A 17,202-nucleotide genomic window follows, 5' to 3' on the forward strand; every position below is an offset into this window, starting at 1 on the left:
TATGGGTAATAAATCATTAGTAATTGCTGTTTTGGGCTTGGTTGGTTTTTGGATTGTCAGTTCCTGCCTGTTTATTGTAAACGAGCCAGAGCGTGCTGTACTGCTGCGTTTTGGTAAGTTGCACCACGCCAATATTGATCCCGGCTTGCATTTCAAGCTGCCCGTTGGCATTGATGAGGTCAGAAAGTTTGACACGCGGGTTCTGGCACTGGATTCAACGCCTCGGGAGTACCTGACAGTTGAGCAAAAGCCGCTGGTAGTTGATTCTTATGCAACATGGCGAATTGTAGATGTAGCGAAGTTCTATACCTCTACCTCGGGAGATGAAAGCCGCGCTGCGCGCCTGTTGTCTTCTCGAATAGATAACGGTTTGCGAGATCAGTTTGGTGTTAGAACAATGCATGAAGTGATTTCGGGTCAACGAGATGAACTCATGCATGAGATTACCGAAATTATTGATCAGTTTACCCGCAGTGAGTTTGGGATTGAGGTTCTGGATATTCGGGTTAAGGCGATTGACTTACCTACGGACGTAAGTACGGATGTGTTCCGAAGAATGCGAACTGCCCGGGAAAAAATTGCTCAGGACCATCGCTCGAAAGGTAAGGAACTTGCGGAAGGTATCCGCGCTGATGCAGATCGCCAACAAACGATAATTGAAGCGCAAGCCTACAAAGAGTCTGAGCGCATTCGTGGTGAAGGTGATGAGATAGCTGCAAAAATTTACGCAGATGCATACAGCAGGAACCCCGAGTTTTATGCTTTTCACCGAAGTCTTAAAGCCTATGAAGAAACGTTTTCCTCCAAGGCGGACTTGATGGTGATTGATCCGGAAAGTGAATTTTTCCGGTATTTAAAGCATCGCTCACTAAATCAATGAGCTAGTGGTATTGCCTTGGTACACAGGCTTCGTTCTTGAGTGTGAAGTTTGAATGCACCGGGGAGCACTGCTAACAAAACCGGAAATCTGATATAGACTAATTCAGATTTTCGGTTTTTTTGTGTGCCATAAAGAGGTAAAATCAGCCGCGCGCGAAACAGGTCTGAAAAATGAGCGAAATGTGGCAGGATTTAGCAGTAGCATTTAGTTTAATGCTGGTTATTGAAGGCATCATTCCTTTTTTATACCCGAATCGCTGGAAGAATATGGTGCGCGCCCTTTCCCAGATTGATACGCTGACCATGCGTATTATTGGTCTGGTTAGTATGGTAGTGGGGGTTGGGTTACTGTATTGGGTGAGGTAACCGATTTTCAACCCGGGAAATAAGACTGGCCGCCGTTTCAATGGTGCGAACAAACGGTGGTTCATTGAGAACTTAATCTGTTCAGGATAGTAAATGACTTTGTTTGATAGATGGCTGTTACCGGACGGGGTAGAAGAGCTACTACCTCCTCAAGCCTGGGCAGCAGAAACACTTCGACGCCGCTTGCTTGATGTTTATCGCAATTGGGGATACGAGCTAATCACACCGCCATTGATTGAATACCTTGAATCACTTCTCACAGGTACAGGCAATGATCTCGATTTACAGACTTTTAAAGTTACGGATCAATTAACCGGAAGACTTATGGGCGTGCGTGCGGATATTACACCCCAAGCCGCGCGAATTGACGCCAGGTGCTGGAAGTCAGATGCTGTTAATCGTTTTTGTTATGCGGACAGCGTATTGCACGCGTTGCCTGAAAACCAGATAACAGGTAGAAGTCCATTACAGATTGGTTGTGAATTATTTGGCAGTGAATCTGAGTTGGCTGATGTGGAAGTGATCCGCTTGATGGTGGAAACCGTCAGAACTGCCAAAATTGGCGTGCCACATTTAAACCTGTCTCATGTTGGTATCTATCAAGGGCTACTGGCACAAGCAAATGTGAGCCACGCTGTTGAGCGGCTTCTGATTGATGCTTTGCAAAGGAAATCTGTGCCTGACTTGGAACGGTTGACCGAGACCCACATTGCCGATACTGAATTGGCCAAAATGCTTCATGCACTTCCGACTCTTGTGGGGAATGCCTCAATCCTGGAGCAAGCGCAGTCCTTATTGCATAATGCGGGCGCAAGCGTACTGGAAGCAATTGAGAGTCTGTCCAGCATTGCCGAACAGCTGAGTGAATTTTTCCCGGATGTGGTCATGAGTTTTGATCTGTGCGAGCTGCGAGGTTACAACTATCATACCGGATTGGTCTTTGCTGTGTTTGTACCGGGGTATGGTAAAGCAGTCGCGAAGGGCGGGCGCTATGATGCGGTTGGTCGTGAGTTTGGAAGAGCGAGATCAGCCACCGGGTTTAGTGCGGACTTAAAAACGCTGGTCACGCGGACTGAGCTGGAAAGTCGGCGCTCCGGGATTTTTGCTCCCCTTGATTCTTGCAAGGACTTGCTGGAAACGATTGGTAAACTCAGGGAAACGGAAAAGATCGTACAGGCCTTAAGTTCGGATGATGATCCTGTTGGTCTGGGGTGTGACCGCAAGCTTGTTAAGCAAAATGGACAATGGCTTGTAGAAAACCTGTAGCAATGCTGCGGGGATTGAACTTATTTTCGTGTAACGCGAACTCATATTGAATCTGATCAAAGCTGAGACAAAGTCATGGGTAAGAATGTAGTGGTGCTGGGCACCCAATGGGGAGACGAGGGTAAAGGAAAGATCGTTGACTTGCTGACAGAACAGGTGTCCGCAGTTGTACGTTTTCAAGGTGGTCATAATGCAGGCCATACCTTGGTCATCGATGGTGTCAAAACGGTTCTTCACCTGATTCCGTCGGGAATCTTACGTGAGAATGTGCAATGCCTCATTGGTAATGGTGTTGTATTGGCTCCGGATGCACTGCTGAAAGAGATACGAGAGCTTGAAGAGAAGAGCGTTCCGGTTCGGGATCGGTTGCGGATCAGTGCGGCTTGTCCATTGATTCTGCCCATTCATGTTGCACTGGACCAAGCTCGTGAGAAAGCCCGGGGCTCAGATGCGATTGGTACAACTGGTCGTGGGATTGGGCCTGCATACGAAGATAAAGTTTCTCGACGTGGGCTGCGAGTGGGTGACTTGTTCCAGGCCGAGCGGTTTGAAGAAAAACTGCGTAAGATAATGGAATACCATAACTTCATGCTCAAGAACTATTACCAGGCAGAAGACGTCTGTGTAGAAAAAACCCTTGAGGATGCTCTGGCCTGGGCAAAAGAACTGCAGCCTATGGTGTGCGATGTTGTTGATGCCTTGCATGCGGGGCGTAAAGATGGTGCAAACCTGTTGTTTGAAGGTGCTCAAGGGTCGCTGTTGGATATTGATCATGGCACATATCCCTTTGTAACTTCTTCCAATACAACAGCAGGTGGTACCGCAACCGGAAGTGGTTTCGGTCCTCTGTATCTGGATTACATTCTGGGGATTACCAAGGCGTACACAACTCGTGTTGGTTCAGGTCCATTCCCCACCGAGCTGTTTAACAGCGAGGGTGAGCATTTGGCTAAGAAGGGACACGAATTTGGCGCGACGACTGGCCGTCCTCGTCGATGTGGCTGGTTTGATGCAGTGGCATTGCGTCATGCGATTCAAATTAACAGTGTTTCTGGTATCTGTCTTACCAAGCTTGATGTTCTCGACGGGCTGGAGACGGTTAAGGTATGTACCGGTTATCGCTACAAAGGTGAAGAGCTGTTACGACCGCCAGTTGACTGCGCTGATTTTGCTGACATCGAACCCGTGTTTGAAGAGCTACCCGGTTGGACCGAGAGCACGTTGGGGGCAAAACGTCTTGAAGATTTGCCGGAGAATGCCCGAGCTTACATCAAGTTCCTTGAAGACCAGATTGAAGCGCCTATTGATATTATTTCGACCGGGCCAGATCGTAACGAAACGATTGTTCTGAGACACCCCTTCGCTTAAAAGCTAAAAGGATGGCGCTAAGGTTTGTATGTAAATGCCACCTTCAGCGCCATTTTTTAAGAGGCGCGTTTGGTGGCCACAAAAGTTGCTCTCAATGGGGCTGGATAACCTTCGATAGTGCGTTTGGAATCGTTGGGGTCGAGGAAGTCTGACAAGGATTGAAACGTCATCCAAGGCGTTGCACGTTGTTCATTCAGGCTGGTTTGGTTCAAGTCAACACATTTAATGTCTGTGAAGCCAACACGCTCCAGCCAGGTGGAGAGTGTTGGACAGCTCGGTAAAAACCATACATTTCGCATCATGGCATAGCGGTCTGCAGGCATCAGGCTATAACCGTCCGGCCCATCTACGACCAGGGTTTCAAGGACAAGCTCACCCCCTGCTTTTAGTGCGCCCTTCAATTCGTATAAATGATCTATCGGTGAGCGGCGGTGGTAGAGTACGCCCATAGAGAATACAGAATCGAAAGCCTCCAGATTTTCCGGTATCTCCTCCATTTTGAAGGGCAGATAGTCGACGGGTAATGTCATCCCGGCATACCGTTTCACTGCGAGAAATTGCATCAGAAACAGCGTGCTGGGATCGATACCGATAACACGCTTCGCCCCCGCACCCAGCATGCGCCAGCAGTGGTACCCCGAGCCACAACCGACATCCAGAATCAATCTGTCTTTAAGGTTTGATAAATGCGGGTGAACTCGATCCCATTTCCAATCTGAGCGCCATTCCGTGTCGATTTCCGTGCCGAAAAACTCAAATGGCCCTTTGCGCCAGGGCATTAATGATTTTAGCCCGTCTGTCAGACGCTTTTGCTCTTCGTTGGTTAGTGGGTCTCCACTCGCCAGGCGAATGGCATTGTGATTAAAATCAACAGAGACTTGCTTCAGGTCTGGCAGGTTAGCCAGTGCGGAAATCCATTCATCCATTTTGCCGTGTGGAGCTGCAATCAGTTTATCGTTCAACATTTCACGCAGTTGTGGTGACCAGTTTTCCAAACGACTGTGTTCTACATATTCGATCAGGTTGTCATAAACTTCTTCGAGATTAAACATGGGCTAGGTTATTTAACAGCAATGAGTGATATAAAGTTAAAGCACTGATACCAGGTGTGAATTGCACTGAACCCGGCATTCGTAAGACGGGTTTGATGGTCACTAAGTGTCTCTGGGATCAATACGTTTTCGATGGCAGAGCGTTTTTGGCTGATCTCCAAATCACTGTATCCATTCGCTCGCTTGAAGTCTTCATGCAGTGAGGTGAGCGCTGCCTGTGTAGTACTCTGTTCGGATCGTACTTTTTCGGAAAGTACCAATACTCCACCTGGTACCATTGATTTATTGAGTCTGGCCAAGAGCTGGCTGCGCTTCTCAAGCGGGATAAACTGCAATGTAAAGTTCAACACGATGACTGAGGCTTTTTCGTACTGAACGTTATCAATATCCTGACATACCAGTTCAACCGGAGTTGGCGCGTTATCCAGTTCGATATAGTGATTGCATTTTTCCAGCATGGCTTCGGAATTATCGATAGCGATGATCTTTGCATCGGGATGTTGCTTCAGGCCGTGGCGAACAGCCAGTGTAGAGGCGCCGAGAGAACAGCCCAGATCATAAGCAACCGTATTGACTTGATAGTACCGATGGGCAATCAGTTCAAGCATGGGAATTATCGTGGTATAGCCGGGCACCGAGCGGCGTATCATATCCGGGAAAACGCGAGCGACAGACTCGTCGAAGGCAAAATCGGGTACTGGGCCTAGAGCTTTTGCGTACAAATCATCGCGTTTTGGCGAGGTGTCTTCACTCATCCGCATACTCCACTGTTGTGTATTCAAGCATTATTGACCGGTGGTGCATTTTATGCCCCGGTTTTTGTAGTCTACGATCAGAGCCCGCATCTGCGGATCTGTGTCCGAAACCACGACGATGAAGCCTTCTTTACAGATTGCCGTTTGCACAGAAGGCTTCGTTGAAAGGCGGTGGCTGTCACCTTGTTGCAGAAATATGGCTTTGTATTCTGCTATCACTACATCCTCTTTATTGTCGGTATGCCTGATTTTTCCAGTCATCTCAAGTGATACGACGGTAACGATAATGGTGACTATTATGGTAATCACGATTGCAATCGGTTGAATACCTGTATCTTCTACATCGGGCCGTTCTTGCATAGTTTTCATTCCTGTTATTCGTCCTGAGATTCAGTCGTGCATCTGTAGATTGATTACTTTGGCGTTTGGAATTTAATCAGTAAAGTGAAATAGGTTGTTCATCCAAAGCTGCCTCTTGCTCCCGTAGTTCAAGAATATGATCCGACCAGAACCTTCCTCCAGCGAACCATGGGAAATGTTTGGGAAATGCTGGATCATCCCAGCGCTTGGCGAGCCATGCCGCATAGCGAATAATTCGAAATGAGCGCAGGCTTTCGATCAGTACGGTTTGCCGCGTATCAAATTCGCTGAATTCTTCATAGCCCTCGACCAGCTCGCTGAATTGGCGTCGTTGTTCATCCTTTTCACCGGATAAAAACAACCATAAATCCTGGATGGCTGGACCATTGAATGAGTCATCAAAGTCGACAAAAAATGGGATATCTTCGCGCACCAGGATATTCCCGACATGACAGTCACCATGCAGCCGGAGAGCGGGAAACTGCCACTCAGATGCAATACTCGCGACCTTGTCCAGGATTTGACCGGTTGATTTCTCATAGGGTAATCTCAATTCCGGGGGTAAAAAATCACTGCGTAGAATTGCCGTTCGTGCACTTTCGATCTCGGCCGCCATATCAAGGGAAAGTCGGTGCTCAAATGTTTTTATGCTTCCGCAGGCGTGAATTCTTGCGATATAACGACCGAGTTGAATAAGGTTGTCCAGGTCTCCCAAGTCCGGTGCTCTGCCCGTTCTTCTGGGGTAAACAGCCATGACAAAGGGGCCAGAGGCAAAAAGCGTTTGGCCCGCGATTGTCATCGGGGGGACAGCGGGTATCTCAAGTTCGGCCAATTCCTGGGTAAATTGATGTTCTTCCAGAATTTGCGCGTCGCTCCACCGGTTTGGGCGATAGAATTTAACGATAACCGGGTCACTGTCCTCCAGGCCCACCTGGAAAACGCGGTTCTCATAGCTGTTCAGTGTGATTATGCGTGCATCTGTTAAAAAGCCGAGAGATTCAACGGCATCCAATACGGCATCCGGCGTTAATTGCTCGAATGGGTGGCCTGACTCCGGTGTTAGAATCTGATCGGTCATGTTGTGCTCCAGGAACTTCGGGTCGAATCCGCGGCATAGTACCACATTTAGTTTCAGTCTTTGGCAGATTTAGTGCTTGTTGTCATGCTGCGTAGCTGTGCTCAGAGCAGATGACTTAAGTTGCGCTATAATCTTGGCCATAACCCTTTGATTATAACCTCATAGCGAGTCCAGATTTAATTATGCAACACACATGGATGGAAAACTTGGCGCTGTTAATCGGTCGAATTTTTATGGCATGTCTCTTTTTTCTGGCAGGCCTTGGTAAGTTATATAATTACGAGGGGACTCAGATTTATATGGAGATTATGTCAGTACCCGGCTCGTTGTTACCCTTTGTGTTGATTTTGGAGTTGGCAGGGGCTCTCGCAATTGCGCTCGGGATTTTTGTGCGTCCGATTGCTCTGGTTCTGGCAGTTTTTTGTGTTTTAGCCGCAATTTTCTTCCATTTCGACTTTTCGCAGAGAATTGAGTTTTCAATGTTTATGAAAAACCTGGGATTGGCGGGGGGGTTACTGTTCTTGTTTGCGACCGGGCCCGGAAACTGGCGTTTGCTGAACCGGGAACTGAAACCTTGAGCCTTTGCGCTGAGGATTAAATTGACTCCAACTGGATAAAACGAGACCCGCCAGCGTCGCGATACCGCCAAAAATATGGTGCCAGTAGAGGGTTTCATTCAAAACCATGTTTGCCAGTAATGCCGTGAACACCGGTATCAAGTAGCTGAAAATGGAGGCTATCCCCGGGCCCACCTGACGTATGCCGAAATTCCACAAAATATAGGCTGCAGCCGATGGAAAGATCCCAACATAGGCCAGTATCCAGAATAGCTCCCCGGATAGATCCGGTATTTTCGAGGATGTGCTGTTGCTGAAGAGAAAAAATGGCAGCAACAAAAAAAGCCCAATACTGACCTGTACACAAAACAGCGCGAAAGGAGGGAGTTCCGGCTGCCATTTTTTGAGTAAAACCGAATAGAGTGACCAGCACGCCACTGCAGCCCCCATAATTAAATCTCCCGGGTTGAACTTCAGCGCAAATAGAGCGCTGAGTGCGCCTCCGCTCAATATGATCAGTGTCCCCAGCAAGCTGATGCCAGCACCGGTAATTTCTGTTGCAGAAGGCCTCCAGGGCAACAACATCATACTGAACAGGATTGTACCTACCGGTAACGCGGTATTCACGAGCGTGATATTGATTGCGGTTGTGAAGTGTGCTGCGCTATAGAGAAGCGAGTTGTAGCAGGTGATGCTCAAAAATGACAATATGACCAAGTGCCAAAGCTGGCGCTTGATTTCAACCTGATAGCGAATAAGGTATCGCAAGGTAAGCGGCAGGAACAGTGTGAATGGAATGGCCCAACGCCAAAATGCGAGGCTGACGGGATCAATCAGGTGGCTGCTTAGCTTGGCTGCAATGGCGTTGCCGGCCCAGAAAAACGAAGTCAATATCAGTCCAGTCAGGGCCAGCGCGGTCGATTGATTGGAATTTGCAGAAGGAAAAGCAGGCATCTTTTATCTCTATAATGATGGCTCTTAATTGAGTGTTCGAGTGTTTTTGGCAGGGGGCTCGTTATCTGGTGAGGTTGGCTGCACCTTGGCACTCATGTTTTGCATTTTCAAGGTAGATGAGAAAACAGCAGTCGTAAGTAAAATTTGTGGTCGATTATGTTAACAGGAAAAATTGATTCATGCTGAAAGTGGATGTTGTCGTTATTGGCGGCGGCTTGGTTGGTCTTGCTATTGCTCGTGCTCTGGCCGTGGAGGGGTATCAGGTTGTTTTATTTGAGCGAAATAACCTTCCCGGAGAGGAAACTTCGTCCCGAAATAGCGAAGTGATTCATGCGGGGATCTATTATCCACAACAGAGTCTGAAAGCAGAGCTCTGCGTTCGCGGTAAGCAATTGTTGTATGACTACTGTGAGCGTCACAAGGTTGCTTATCATAGATGTGGCAAGTTTATAGTGGCCACGAATGAAGCCCAGATAGGACAGTTGGAGCGAATTAAACACAATGCGATGTTGAATGGCGTGACCGACCTTGACCGATTGTCACGCAGGGCGTTTTCGGATGATTTACCTGGAATATCTGCACTTGAAGCCCTTTATTCGCCTTCAACTGGAATTGTCGACAGTCACGGGCTCATTCAGGCCTATTTTGCGGATGCGGAAAATGCAGGTGCCATGCTCTGTCTGCGTCACAATGTCCTGGAAGGAGCGGCTGCGAAGCACGAGTTCAGATTACAGGTGCGAGGACCGGATGGTGCTAATTTCTCTATTTTGTCGGAACATTTGATCACGGCTTCCGGCCTTCATTCCGAGCATGTGTTACAAACGCTATCCGGTCTGGATACAAAGCATATTCCATGTATCGGTTACGCCAAAGGCAGCTATTTTGCGTTGACTGGGAAAGTACCTTATCGGTCACTGATTTATCCTGTTCCCGAACCCGGCGGGCTTGGCGTGCACCTCACCCTGGATTTGGCCGGGCGAGCCCGATTTGGTCCTGATGTTGAGTGGGTTGAGCAACTCGATTACCGGGTTGATCATGACCGTAAAATCCGATTTGTTGAGGCGATTCGCCGGTATTGGCCTGATGTCCCGGTTCAGAACCTGACTGCAGAATATTCTGGAATCCGTCCGAAGTTGGTCAGGGCGGGAGAGCCGGATGCTGACTTTCTTATTCAAACTGCAGTGCAGCACCAAATCCCTGGTTTGATCAATTTGTTGGGTATTGAGTCTCCGGGGTTAACTGCAAGCCTGGCGCTGGCAGAGAGAGTTACGCAACTTTTTTGACAAACGTCAGCAGACCTAGAGCTTGGGCGGCGGGGTTCTGGCCAGGCAAAAAGCGCTTACCTTTGCTACATTCATCTGTTTTAGCAACATTCCCACGGATTCCAAGGTTGCCCCGGTTGTCATGACGTCGTCTACCAGCAGTACGTTTAGACCATTTAGCTGCTCTGCAACTCGGTCTTTGACGGTAAAAGCTTCCTTCAGGTTTTTGATTCGATCTTTCCGGGATAAGGCTGCCTGATTGGGCCTGGCCCGGTTATCCATACTCAGCCACCTGGAATGCACAGGAATACCTGAACGTTTTCCGATCGCTTTGCTCAATGTCTCGGTCTGACTGAAGCCTCTTTGTTTCCACTTGTTGCGGCTTTGGGGAATGGGCAAAATCACATCGACCTGATTTATTGTCTCCAGATTCAGAGATGTGTTAAGTAGTTGCCAATATAAATCGGCCAGGTTCGCGCAGATCTTTCCGGCATCCCGTCGGTGTTGATATTTATAGCGGTGCAGTAACTGTGCGATGGGAAAGCCGTAGTGAAAACAGGCGCGAACGGTGTCCAATTTGCTGGAATGGGTTCTGCAGGCTGCACAATCTGGAATCAGGCTTGACGTGGGAAGGGCGCAGCGTAAGCAATAAGTGAGATTCCACGGTAAATCCCTCAGGCAAGGTTCGCAAATCGAAAGTTTTGTTTTGCTGTCAGCCAGGCATAAATAGCAATGTCTGGGCAGGTTGCAGTAGTTCGTGTTAATAGAGCGGTTAACCAAAAAGTTGATTTTGGTTGACAGCGACAAGTGAGTCCGTAAGATATCGTCCATGATCTTTTTTAAGTTTCAAATCAATTCTGCATGATAACCAGCACCTGATTTGAAATAAACCTCAATTAAGGCGATTAATTCAAGGCGATTAATTATGGCAGCGACGTCTGAAATCCGACACGACTGGACTTTGAAAGAAGTTAACGCGCTTTTTGCGCTCCCGTTCAATGATTTGTTGTTTCAGGCGCAGACCGTGCACCGTCAACATTTTGACCCGAACGCGGTACAGGTTAGCACGTTGTTGTCGATCAAGACGGGGGCTTGTCCTGAGGATTGTAAATATTGCCCGCAAAGCGGCCACTACAACACAGGTCTCGAAAAAGAAAAACTTCTCGAGATTGAGAAGGTTGTCCAAGAAGCACAAACCGCCAAGGAAAAAGGGGCCACTCGGTTCTGCATGGGAGCGGCATGGCGTAACCCTCGGGAAAAGGATATGCCCTACGTTCTGGAAATGGTTCGCCGCGTCAAAGAGCTTAAGCTGGAAACCTGTATGACCTTGGGCATGCTGGATTCTGATCAGGCGCAATCTTTAAAAAATGCCGGCCTCGATTACTACAACCACAATCTGGATACCTCTGAGCAGTTCTACAACCACATTATTACCACCCGCACGTATGACGATCGATTGAAGACATTGGCAAACGTTCGGGATGCCGGTATGAAAGTTTGTTGCGGCGGCATTCTGGGTATGGGGGAGTCTGCGGATGACCGTTCCGGTTTGTTGATGCAGTTGGCGAATCTGCCCCAGCATCCGGAAAGTGTTCCGGTAAACATGTTGGTTAAAGTCCAAGGTACTCCACTGGAAGAAGTTGAAGACTTGGATCCGTTTGAGTTTATCCGCACGATTGCGGTGGCACGTATCATGATGCCTGCATCACATGTTCGTCTTTCTGCAGGACGGGAAGAAATGAATGAGCAAATGCAGGCGCTTTGTTTCATGGCTGGAGCGAACTCAATCTTCTATGGCGAGAAGTTGTTGACCACTGCAAACCCTGAGGCGGATAAAGACCGTATGTTGTTCCAGAAGCTTGGCATTCATCCGGAACCGTACACAACGGAACACAATGAAGATCAGGAAGAACATGCCATTATCGAAGCCATGGAGCACGAGCGAAACAAGCAGTTCTTTTATGATGCGAGTAAAAGTGCTTAAGCTCGGCCAGTGTTGTGTTGGGACTGCGTGTCCGTAAACGGAGAGCATAGATTGCCATGGCATTTGCACACCTGAAAAAAGATTTAGGCGTACGGAAAGAGCAGGGTTTGTTCCGTAAGCGGAGCACGTTGGGCTCGCCTCAGGATGTGAACGCCGTGCTGGATAATGAACGATATCTGTCGTTTTGTGCAAACGATTATCTCGGGCTCGCCAACCACCCTGAAATTGTTGAGGCATTCCAGGCCGCAAGTCGAAAATGGGGGGTAGGGGCCGGAGCGTCACACCTGGTTAGTGGTCATCATCTCGAGCACGAGCTTTTGGAGGATGCCTTGGCCAAGTGGCTGGGGCGTTCCCGTGTGCTGCTTTTCTCTACAGGCTACATGGCTAATCTGGGCACAGTCACTGCACTGCTCAGGCGCAGTGATACCGTGCTCCAGGATCGTTTGAACCATGCATCGTTACTGGATGCAGGTTTACTGTCTGGAGCGCGCTTTCAACGTTATTTGCATAATGATCTCGAGAGCCTCAAGGCTAAGCTGGCGAAGGCACCTGAAGGCGGTGAAAAACTTATCGTGACCGATGGTGTCTTCAGTATGGACGGCGATGTTGCGCCAGTTCGGGCTCTGGCTAAAGCTGCTCGGGAGCATGATGCCTGGCTTATGGTCGATGATGCCCATGGTTTCGGCGTATTGGGCCAGAATGGTGAAGGTCTGGTAAACTCTGAAGGGCTCGATGAGAATGATGTGCAAATTCTGGTAGGGACACTGGGAAAGGCCTTCGGAACTGCGGGAGCCTTTGTTGCGGGGAGTGACGAACTAATTGACTACCTCTCGCAATTTGCCCGGAGCTACATCTATACCACAGCAATGCCGCCTGCAATAGCGTCTGCGACAAACGTCGCATTGAGGCTTATCCAGGAAGAGGCATGGCGCCGTCAACACCTTTCTGAATTGATCACCCATTTCCGCACTGAAGCGCTGGGTATGAACCTCCAGCTACTGCCCTCTGAAACGCCCATTCAGCCCGTAATTGTTGGTGATAGCGAACTTGCTATTGCCTGGAACGAGCATTTAAAGTCGCTTGGACTCTGGGTTACAGCCATTCGCCCTCCCACAGTGCCTGCCGGTAGTGCTCGACTCAGAGTTACTTTTTCCGCTAATCATTCTATTGGCGATGTGGATCGGTTGCTACAGGGGCTTTGTTCCTGTTTGCAGCGTTGGCCTGTGGAAGCGGGTTAGGGTATGGCTGATTCTGCGCTAAAAGATCACACTGGTTTGGTGATTGTCAATGGTTGGGCGATGCCGGGTGTTGTCTGGGAACCGTTGTTACATGCACTGGCGTGTGGAAGAAGCATCACTCAGATTAATCTTGATCGGTCTTATTCGCTCGAGCAATGGTTGAGGCATCTGGCAGAAGTTTTACCAGAAAAAGCAGTGATTATTGGCTGGTCACTGGGTGCTCAGATTGCGATAGAGTACGCTGCCCGAAATCCGGAGCGGGTGCTCGCATTGACAGCACTGGCCAGTTCTCCCTGTTTTGTACAACGAGTTGGCTCAGGTTGGTTGGCCGGTCAGTCTGAGGATACGCTTAACGGGTTCCGGAGAATGGTTTCTTTGCCGCCTAAACGTCTTCTCTCGCGATTTCTTGCGTTGCAATCGCTTGGTGGTATGACGAAAACGGCCAATATCCTTGGACGCTTGCAGTCTCAGGACTTTGGGCCAGAATTGAGCCAAGACGTGTTGCACGCTGGATTAAATATACTTGCAGAATCTGATTCCAGAGAGGCGCTTCAATCGTTGTCGATTCCGGTGCAGTATATTCTGGGTGAGACTGACTCGGTTGTTAAGCTGAGTGCTGACCAGTTGCACGCAGTGAGTCATCAAATTCAGATTTCGGTTATCCCGGGAATGGGGCACTATCCATTTGGTAGCCTGGTTGATCAGATTGCCGCAAAATTATGCAGCTTCTGGTCTTCGTGTCCCCCGTCAGTTCAAACTATTGTGAAGGAGGCCATTCGAACAACGAATCCCCTTCCAGACTGTGAGAGGATGTAATGAGTGCCGCGAATGTAGAGTATAAGGTTGACTCTGTCTTGAATGCACCAAGTTCATTGGACGATATTCTGGATAAACGCTTGGTGGCCTCTTCCTTTTCGAAGGCGGCGAATACATACAATGCTGCTGCGCATTTGCAAAAAGCGGTGGCAACAAATCTGATGAAAACGGTTGATGCTGTTGGCTGGAGGCCCGAGCGTTGTGCAAAGGCGCTGGATATGGGCACGGGAACCGGTTACATGGCCCCGGTTATTAAACAGCATTTCGGTGTTGAAAGTCTAATCGCACTGGACTTGGCAGAAGGAATGTTGAATTTTGGTCAACGCCAACCCGATTGTCGCAGTGCGGTTGACGGGTTTGTCTGCGCAGATATTGAGAATCTTCCGTTTGCTGCGTCTCAATTTGACTTGATTTTTTCTTCCCTTGCGGTGCAGTGGTGTCACGCCTTTTCCACGGTCATTGAGCAGGTGGCTGATGCGCTGAAACCCGGTGGAACAGCCTGTCTTTCGACACTTCTTCAGGGGACGCTCCATGAATTGCAGTCCGCCTGGAGTGTGGTTGACGGATTTCAGCATGTGAATCAGTTCTTAACGATTGATGCGGTGAAACAAATCCTGGTCAATGCCAAAGGGGAATCATTTCAGGATTTCCGGGTTGTGCAGGAAACTCGAGAGCTACAGTATGATTCGGTTCGCAATCTGAGCCGTGAACTGAAAGATTTGGGTGCACATAATGTCACACCCAAACGCTCCACCCATGTTACCGGGAAACAACGAATTCGTGCTCTGCAGGCGGCTTATGAGCATTATCGAATGGCGAATGGAAAGCTCCCGGCCACGTACAACGTTTGCTACATACTGTTGAAGAAATAACGACACGCTTAGGGTCAAGAGATCTTTGTATCGAGTACCAATATGAAAAAAATATTTGTAACCGGCACGGATACCGATGCCGGGAAAACCTGGATCAGTGCGGCATTGTTGCACCGATTCTCCGAGGCGGGTCAGCGTTGCATCGGCTTGAAACCGGTTGCGGCAGGCTGTGAAAAAAATGAATCCGGAGATTTACGAAACAGCGATGCACTTTTGTTGCAAAACTACATGAGCGAATCGTTGCCTTATGAGCAGGTTAATCCAGTAGCCTTCGAAGAGCCGGTTGCCCCGCATCTTGCCGCTCAACGTGCAGGGCGGCATGTCACCTTGCAACGCCTGATAGGATTATGCCGTGGCGTAGAACTAAAGCGACCCGATTTGTTATTGATTGAGGGGGCTGGTGGGTGGCGTGTGCCATTGAATGAACAGGAAATGCTGTCAGGATTAGCAGTTGAGCTCCAGGCTGAAGTCATTCTGGTGGTTGGACTTAAGCTGGGTTGTATCAGTCATGCTTTGCTCACAGCGGAAGCGATTATCAGAGACGGCCTCAAGCTTGCCGGTTGGGTTGCAAATCAGGCTTCAGAGGTCGAGATGGATTTGCTGCAAGAGAACATCGCAACACTCACCGCTTTAATACCTGCTCCCTGTCTGGGGGTTGTTCCTCATACTGCGACCATAGACGAAGCCGCGCTCAAATTAGAAGTTGACGCTCTGATTCCATAAGCGGCCTGCATAAGCTGTACCGTGATTGAAAAATAATCAATGATGTGATTAAATCGAAGAAGGCGGGTGATTTTTGTCCAGATTTGTCCAGGTATGGTCGACTTCGCCTGTTGAAGAATTGCAAATTGATACATGTTGTACAGAATCCCAGTGGGTGATTTCATCGTTATGAGTGTTAGTTTAACGTTGCAAACAGGCGTAACCGGAGTGCAAAAAAGCATTTCGGGTATGGAGCAGGCGGCTCAAAAAGTGGCCGCTTCGGGCTCAGAGAATGTATCGTCATCGAATGGCGCATTGTCTTCACCTGCCGATATTGTCGAGCCTCTGGTAGAGTTGAAATTATACGAAGCGACCGCCAATGCATCTGCGAAAGTCGTCAAAACGGCGGATCAGGCATTGGGGACTCTTCTGGATATAAACGCTTAGCAAGGCGTAAACCGGGTTTAAATTGATGCAGGCAATTAATGCTGGAGTCAGCCTTCCCGTGTCATCACAGGGTGGGGTTGCCATCTCAAGTCAAGTGGCGCAAACTGTCGCCAAGCCCACTCTGGAATCATCGCAATTTCCAACGGTATCCGGAGTAGGTGGTGTTGCGTCTACCAATCCCGTCTCTGTTACTGTTTCGCTTGGCAATCCTAGTGCTCTGGAGAGTGGTGCGGCTCAGGTTTACTCTCTTGCTGAAGTTCGACGGGCAGAGGCTCCCCCGGCGAGTGCTACTCAAGGGGCAGAGCCCACGGTTGACGAAGGTCCGGCAGGGGATCCCGTAGAGGAGAATGCACGAGGTGCGCAGCCCGTTGAAGGTGTTCGCCCTGAGGCCCAGCCGAATGCTGATTCTGCAAGCGGTAATGCTCAATCGGCGCAGCCAGATGCGGCGTCTCAAGAGGGACGTGAATCTGCTCCTGATGACTCTAGTTCACAGCGTAATTCAGATAGTTCTTCCCAACGTTTTTCAGAAGCCGAACTGCAAGTGATTGAGCAATTAAAAGTGCGTGATCGAGAAGTGCGCTTGCACGAGGCGCAGCATCAGGCAGTTGGAGGGCAATATGCAGGTTCTGCAAGCTTCACTTATGAAACTGGCCCGAACGGTGTGCAATACGCTGTAGGGGGTGAAGTGGGTATCAGTTTGAGCAAGGTCTCTGGCAATCCTGAGGCCACCATTGCCAAAATGAGAACAGTCCGTAATGCGGCTTTAGCACCGGCAGAGCCATCTTCTCAGGATCGCGCGGTAGCCGCCCAGGCGACCCAGATTATTTTGGAAAGCCAGAAAGAAATTGCTCTGGAAAAAGCTGAAGAATTGAAGTTGCAGCAACAAGAGCGAGAAGAGCGAAGAGAAGAGCAGGCTGAGCGGACGACCGTGCCTGATTCGACTGCTGGAATTCAAACTTACGAAAATTTTATCCGCCTTGGGCAGGCTTACCAGGCGAGTCAGGCAGGCGCCACAAATTCGATTAGCGAATTTGTTTGAGCGTACTCCCACCTCTTACTTACGAGCCAAACTCACATTCAATTCATGCTGTCCGAACTTAATTCTCTTTGATCGCGATCTGTCCATGATCTGCACAAATAGCGTGTGCACCAACTTGGTGGTTGAAATTGCTGGTGCACCGAAATTGGGATTTATGGGCTGATCCGCCAAAAGAGCGCGATTTGTTGCAAAATTTTACTGACTAAA

General features: G+C 49.0%; 19 protein-coding genes. 13 read left to right on the plus strand and 6 right to left on the minus strand.

Annotated features, from left to right (window positions below; genetic code table 11):
- Window position 1 precedes the first annotated feature (1 nt).
- The 4 genes from hflC (at window position 2) to OLMES_RS09025 (ending at window position 3,879) form a co-directional block, all read left to right on the plus strand.
- A complete protein-coding gene (gene hflC, locus OLMES_RS09010) occupies window positions 2-880 on the plus strand; it encodes a protease modulator HflC (RefSeq protein ID WP_087460958.1) in 879 nt (292 codons plus the stop codon).
- A gap of 170 nt (window positions 881-1,050) precedes the next feature.
- A complete protein-coding gene (locus OLMES_RS09015) occupies window positions 1,051-1,245 on the plus strand; it encodes a DUF2065 domain-containing protein (protein ID WP_232465301.1) in 195 nt (64 codons plus the stop codon).
- Between the two features lie 93 nt (window positions 1,246-1,338).
- Window positions 1,339-2,511: an ATP phosphoribosyltransferase regulatory subunit gene (locus OLMES_RS09020; RefSeq protein WP_087460959.1), complete on the plus strand. Its 1,173-nt coding sequence runs from the start codon at window positions 1,339-1,341 to the stop codon at window positions 2,509-2,511.
- Window positions 2,512-2,586: 75 nt separating this feature from the next.
- Window positions 2,587-3,879, plus strand: a complete 1,293-nt coding sequence (locus OLMES_RS09025) for an adenylosuccinate synthase (protein ID WP_087460960.1) — start codon at window positions 2,587-2,589, stop codon at window positions 3,877-3,879.
- 56 nt (window positions 3,880-3,935) lie between these two features.
- Here OLMES_RS09025 and cmoB read toward each other — a convergent pair whose 3' ends face one another.
- From cmoB to OLMES_RS09045, 4 genes are all read right to left on the minus strand, one after another.
- The gene (cmoB, locus tag OLMES_RS09030; protein WP_087460961.1) at window positions 3,936-4,931 is read right to left on the minus strand and encodes a tRNA 5-methoxyuridine(34)/uridine 5-oxyacetic acid(34) synthase CmoB; all 996 of its coding nucleotides are present in this window, start codon (window positions 4,929-4,931) and stop codon (window positions 3,936-3,938) included.
- 8 nt (window positions 4,932-4,939) lie between these two features.
- Complete coding sequence (cmoA, locus tag OLMES_RS09035; protein ID WP_087460962.1) at window positions 4,940-5,686, minus strand: carboxy-S-adenosyl-L-methionine synthase CmoA; 747 nt, start codon at window positions 5,684-5,686, stop codon at window positions 4,940-4,942.
- 30 nt (window positions 5,687-5,716) lie between these two features.
- On the minus strand, window positions 5,717-6,046 hold the full coding sequence (locus tag OLMES_RS09040; protein WP_087460963.1) for a hypothetical protein: 330 nt from the start codon (window positions 6,044-6,046) through the stop codon (window positions 5,717-5,719).
- Window positions 6,047-6,122: 76 nt separating this feature from the next.
- Window positions 6,123-7,124, minus strand: coding sequence for a serine/threonine protein kinase (locus tag OLMES_RS09045; protein WP_087460964.1), 1,002 nt, complete (start codon window positions 7,122-7,124; stop codon window positions 6,123-6,125).
- A 182-nt stretch (window positions 7,125-7,306) separates the two neighbouring features.
- Here OLMES_RS09045 and OLMES_RS09050 point away from each other — a divergent pair, with 182 nt between their 5' ends.
- Window positions 7,307-7,702 carry a DoxX family protein gene (locus OLMES_RS09050; protein WP_087460965.1) on the plus strand — a complete coding sequence of 132 codons (396 nt, stop codon included), beginning with the start codon at window positions 7,307-7,309 and terminating at the stop codon, window positions 7,700-7,702.
- Here OLMES_RS09050 and OLMES_RS09055 read toward each other — a convergent pair.
- Window positions 7,637-8,635, minus strand: coding sequence for a DMT family transporter (locus OLMES_RS09055; RefSeq protein WP_087460966.1), 999 nt, complete (start codon window positions 8,633-8,635; stop codon window positions 7,637-7,639). The two genes, OLMES_RS09050 and OLMES_RS09055, sit on opposite strands and share 66 nt — an antisense overlap.
- A gap of 179 nt (window positions 8,636-8,814) precedes the next feature.
- Here OLMES_RS09055 and OLMES_RS09060 point away from each other — a divergent pair, with 179 nt between their 5' ends.
- Window positions 8,815-9,918, plus strand: a complete 1,104-nt coding sequence (locus tag OLMES_RS09060; RefSeq protein ID WP_087460967.1) for an NAD(P)/FAD-dependent oxidoreductase — start codon at window positions 8,815-8,817, stop codon at window positions 9,916-9,918.
- A gap of 15 nt (window positions 9,919-9,933) precedes the next feature.
- Here the strand turns inward: OLMES_RS09060 and OLMES_RS09065 are convergent, their stop codons facing one another.
- The gene (locus OLMES_RS09065) at window positions 9,934-10,473 is read right to left on the minus strand and encodes a ComF family protein (protein WP_157678232.1); all 540 of its coding nucleotides are present in this window, start codon (window positions 10,471-10,473) and stop codon (window positions 9,934-9,936) included.
- A gap of 349 nt (window positions 10,474-10,822) precedes the next feature.
- Here OLMES_RS09065 and bioB point away from each other — a divergent pair, with 349 nt between their 5' ends.
- The 7 genes from bioB (at window position 10,823) to OLMES_RS09100 (ending at window position 16,995) form a co-directional block, all read left to right on the plus strand.
- Complete coding sequence (bioB, locus tag OLMES_RS09070; RefSeq protein WP_087460969.1) at window positions 10,823-11,881, plus strand: biotin synthase BioB; 1,059 nt, start codon at window positions 10,823-10,825, stop codon at window positions 11,879-11,881.
- A 56-nt stretch (window positions 11,882-11,937) separates the two neighbouring features.
- Window positions 11,938-13,119, plus strand: coding sequence for an 8-amino-7-oxononanoate synthase (gene bioF / locus OLMES_RS09075; protein WP_087460970.1), 1,182 nt, complete (start codon window positions 11,938-11,940; stop codon window positions 13,117-13,119).
- 3 nt (window positions 13,120-13,122) lie between these two features.
- Window positions 13,123-13,935, plus strand: a complete 813-nt coding sequence (locus OLMES_RS09080; RefSeq protein ID WP_087460971.1) for an alpha/beta fold hydrolase — start codon at window positions 13,123-13,125, stop codon at window positions 13,933-13,935.
- Complete coding sequence (gene bioC / locus OLMES_RS09085) at window positions 13,935-14,807, plus strand: malonyl-ACP O-methyltransferase BioC (protein ID WP_087460972.1); 873 nt, start codon at window positions 13,935-13,937, stop codon at window positions 14,805-14,807. Before OLMES_RS09080 ends, bioC begins: the two co-directional genes overlap by 1 nt.
- A 42-nt stretch (window positions 14,808-14,849) precedes the next feature.
- On the plus strand, window positions 14,850-15,530 hold the full coding sequence (gene bioD, locus OLMES_RS09090; protein ID WP_087460973.1) for a dethiobiotin synthase: 681 nt from the start codon (window positions 14,850-14,852) through the stop codon (window positions 15,528-15,530).
- A 168-nt stretch (window positions 15,531-15,698) separates the two neighbouring features.
- Window positions 15,699-15,956, plus strand: coding sequence for a hypothetical protein (locus OLMES_RS09095; RefSeq protein WP_087464406.1), 258 nt, complete (start codon window positions 15,699-15,701; stop codon window positions 15,954-15,956).
- Between the two features lie 58 nt (window positions 15,957-16,014).
- Complete coding sequence (locus OLMES_RS09100) at window positions 16,015-16,995, plus strand: putative metalloprotease CJM1_0395 family protein (protein ID WP_198343277.1); 981 nt, start codon at window positions 16,015-16,017, stop codon at window positions 16,993-16,995.
- The last annotated feature ends 207 nt before the right edge of the window (window positions 16,996-17,202 follow it).

It is taken from the genome of Oleiphilus messinensis (assembly GCF_002162375.1).
Taxonomy (GTDB): Bacteria; Pseudomonadota; Gammaproteobacteria; order Pseudomonadales; family Oleiphilaceae; genus Oleiphilus; species Oleiphilus messinensis.

Bases quoted from the DNA above. Each gene is read 5' to 3' on its own strand.
- hflC (WP_087460958.1), top strand. From the start codon at position 2: ATGGGTAATAAATCATTAGTAATTGCTGTTTTGGGCTTGGTTGGTTTT.
- OLMES_RS09015 (WP_232465301.1), top strand. From the start codon at position 1,051: ATGAGCGAAATGTGGCAGGATTTAGCAGTAGCATTTAGTTTAATGCTG.
- OLMES_RS09020 (WP_087460959.1), top strand. From the start codon at position 1,339: ATGACTTTGTTTGATAGATGGCTGTTACCGGACGGGGTAGAAGAGCTA.
- OLMES_RS09025 (WP_087460960.1), top strand. From the start codon at position 2,587: ATGGGTAAGAATGTAGTGGTGCTGGGCACCCAATGGGGAGACGAGGGT.
- cmoB (WP_087460961.1), bottom strand. From the start codon at position 4,931: ATGTTTAATCTCGAAGAAGTTTATGACAACCTGATCGAATATGTAGAA.
- cmoA (WP_087460962.1), bottom strand. From the start codon at position 5,686: ATGAGTGAAGACACCTCGCCAAAACGCGATGATTTGTACGCAAAAGCT.
- OLMES_RS09040 (WP_087460963.1), bottom strand. From the start codon at position 6,046: ATGCAAGAACGGCCCGATGTAGAAGATACAGGTATTCAACCGATTGCA.
- OLMES_RS09045 (WP_087460964.1), bottom strand. From the start codon at position 7,124: ATGACCGATCAGATTCTAACACCGGAGTCAGGCCACCCATTCGAGCAA.
- OLMES_RS09050 (WP_087460965.1), top strand. From the start codon at position 7,307: ATGCAACACACATGGATGGAAAACTTGGCGCTGTTAATCGGTCGAATT.
- OLMES_RS09055 (WP_087460966.1), bottom strand. From the start codon at position 8,635: ATGCCTGCTTTTCCTTCTGCAAATTCCAATCAATCGACCGCGCTGGCC.
- OLMES_RS09060 (WP_087460967.1), top strand. From the start codon at position 8,815: ATGCTGAAAGTGGATGTTGTCGTTATTGGCGGCGGCTTGGTTGGTCTT.
- bioB (WP_087460969.1), top strand. From the start codon at position 10,823: ATGGCAGCGACGTCTGAAATCCGACACGACTGGACTTTGAAAGAAGTT.
- bioF (WP_087460970.1), top strand. From the start codon at position 11,938: ATGGCATTTGCACACCTGAAAAAAGATTTAGGCGTACGGAAAGAGCAG.
- OLMES_RS09080 (WP_087460971.1), top strand. From the start codon at position 13,123: ATGGCTGATTCTGCGCTAAAAGATCACACTGGTTTGGTGATTGTCAAT.
- bioC (WP_087460972.1), top strand. From the start codon at position 13,935: ATGAGTGCCGCGAATGTAGAGTATAAGGTTGACTCTGTCTTGAATGCA.
- bioD (WP_087460973.1), top strand. From the start codon at position 14,850: ATGAAAAAAATATTTGTAACCGGCACGGATACCGATGCCGGGAAAACC.
- OLMES_RS09095 (WP_087464406.1), top strand. From the start codon at position 15,699: ATGAGTGTTAGTTTAACGTTGCAAACAGGCGTAACCGGAGTGCAAAAA.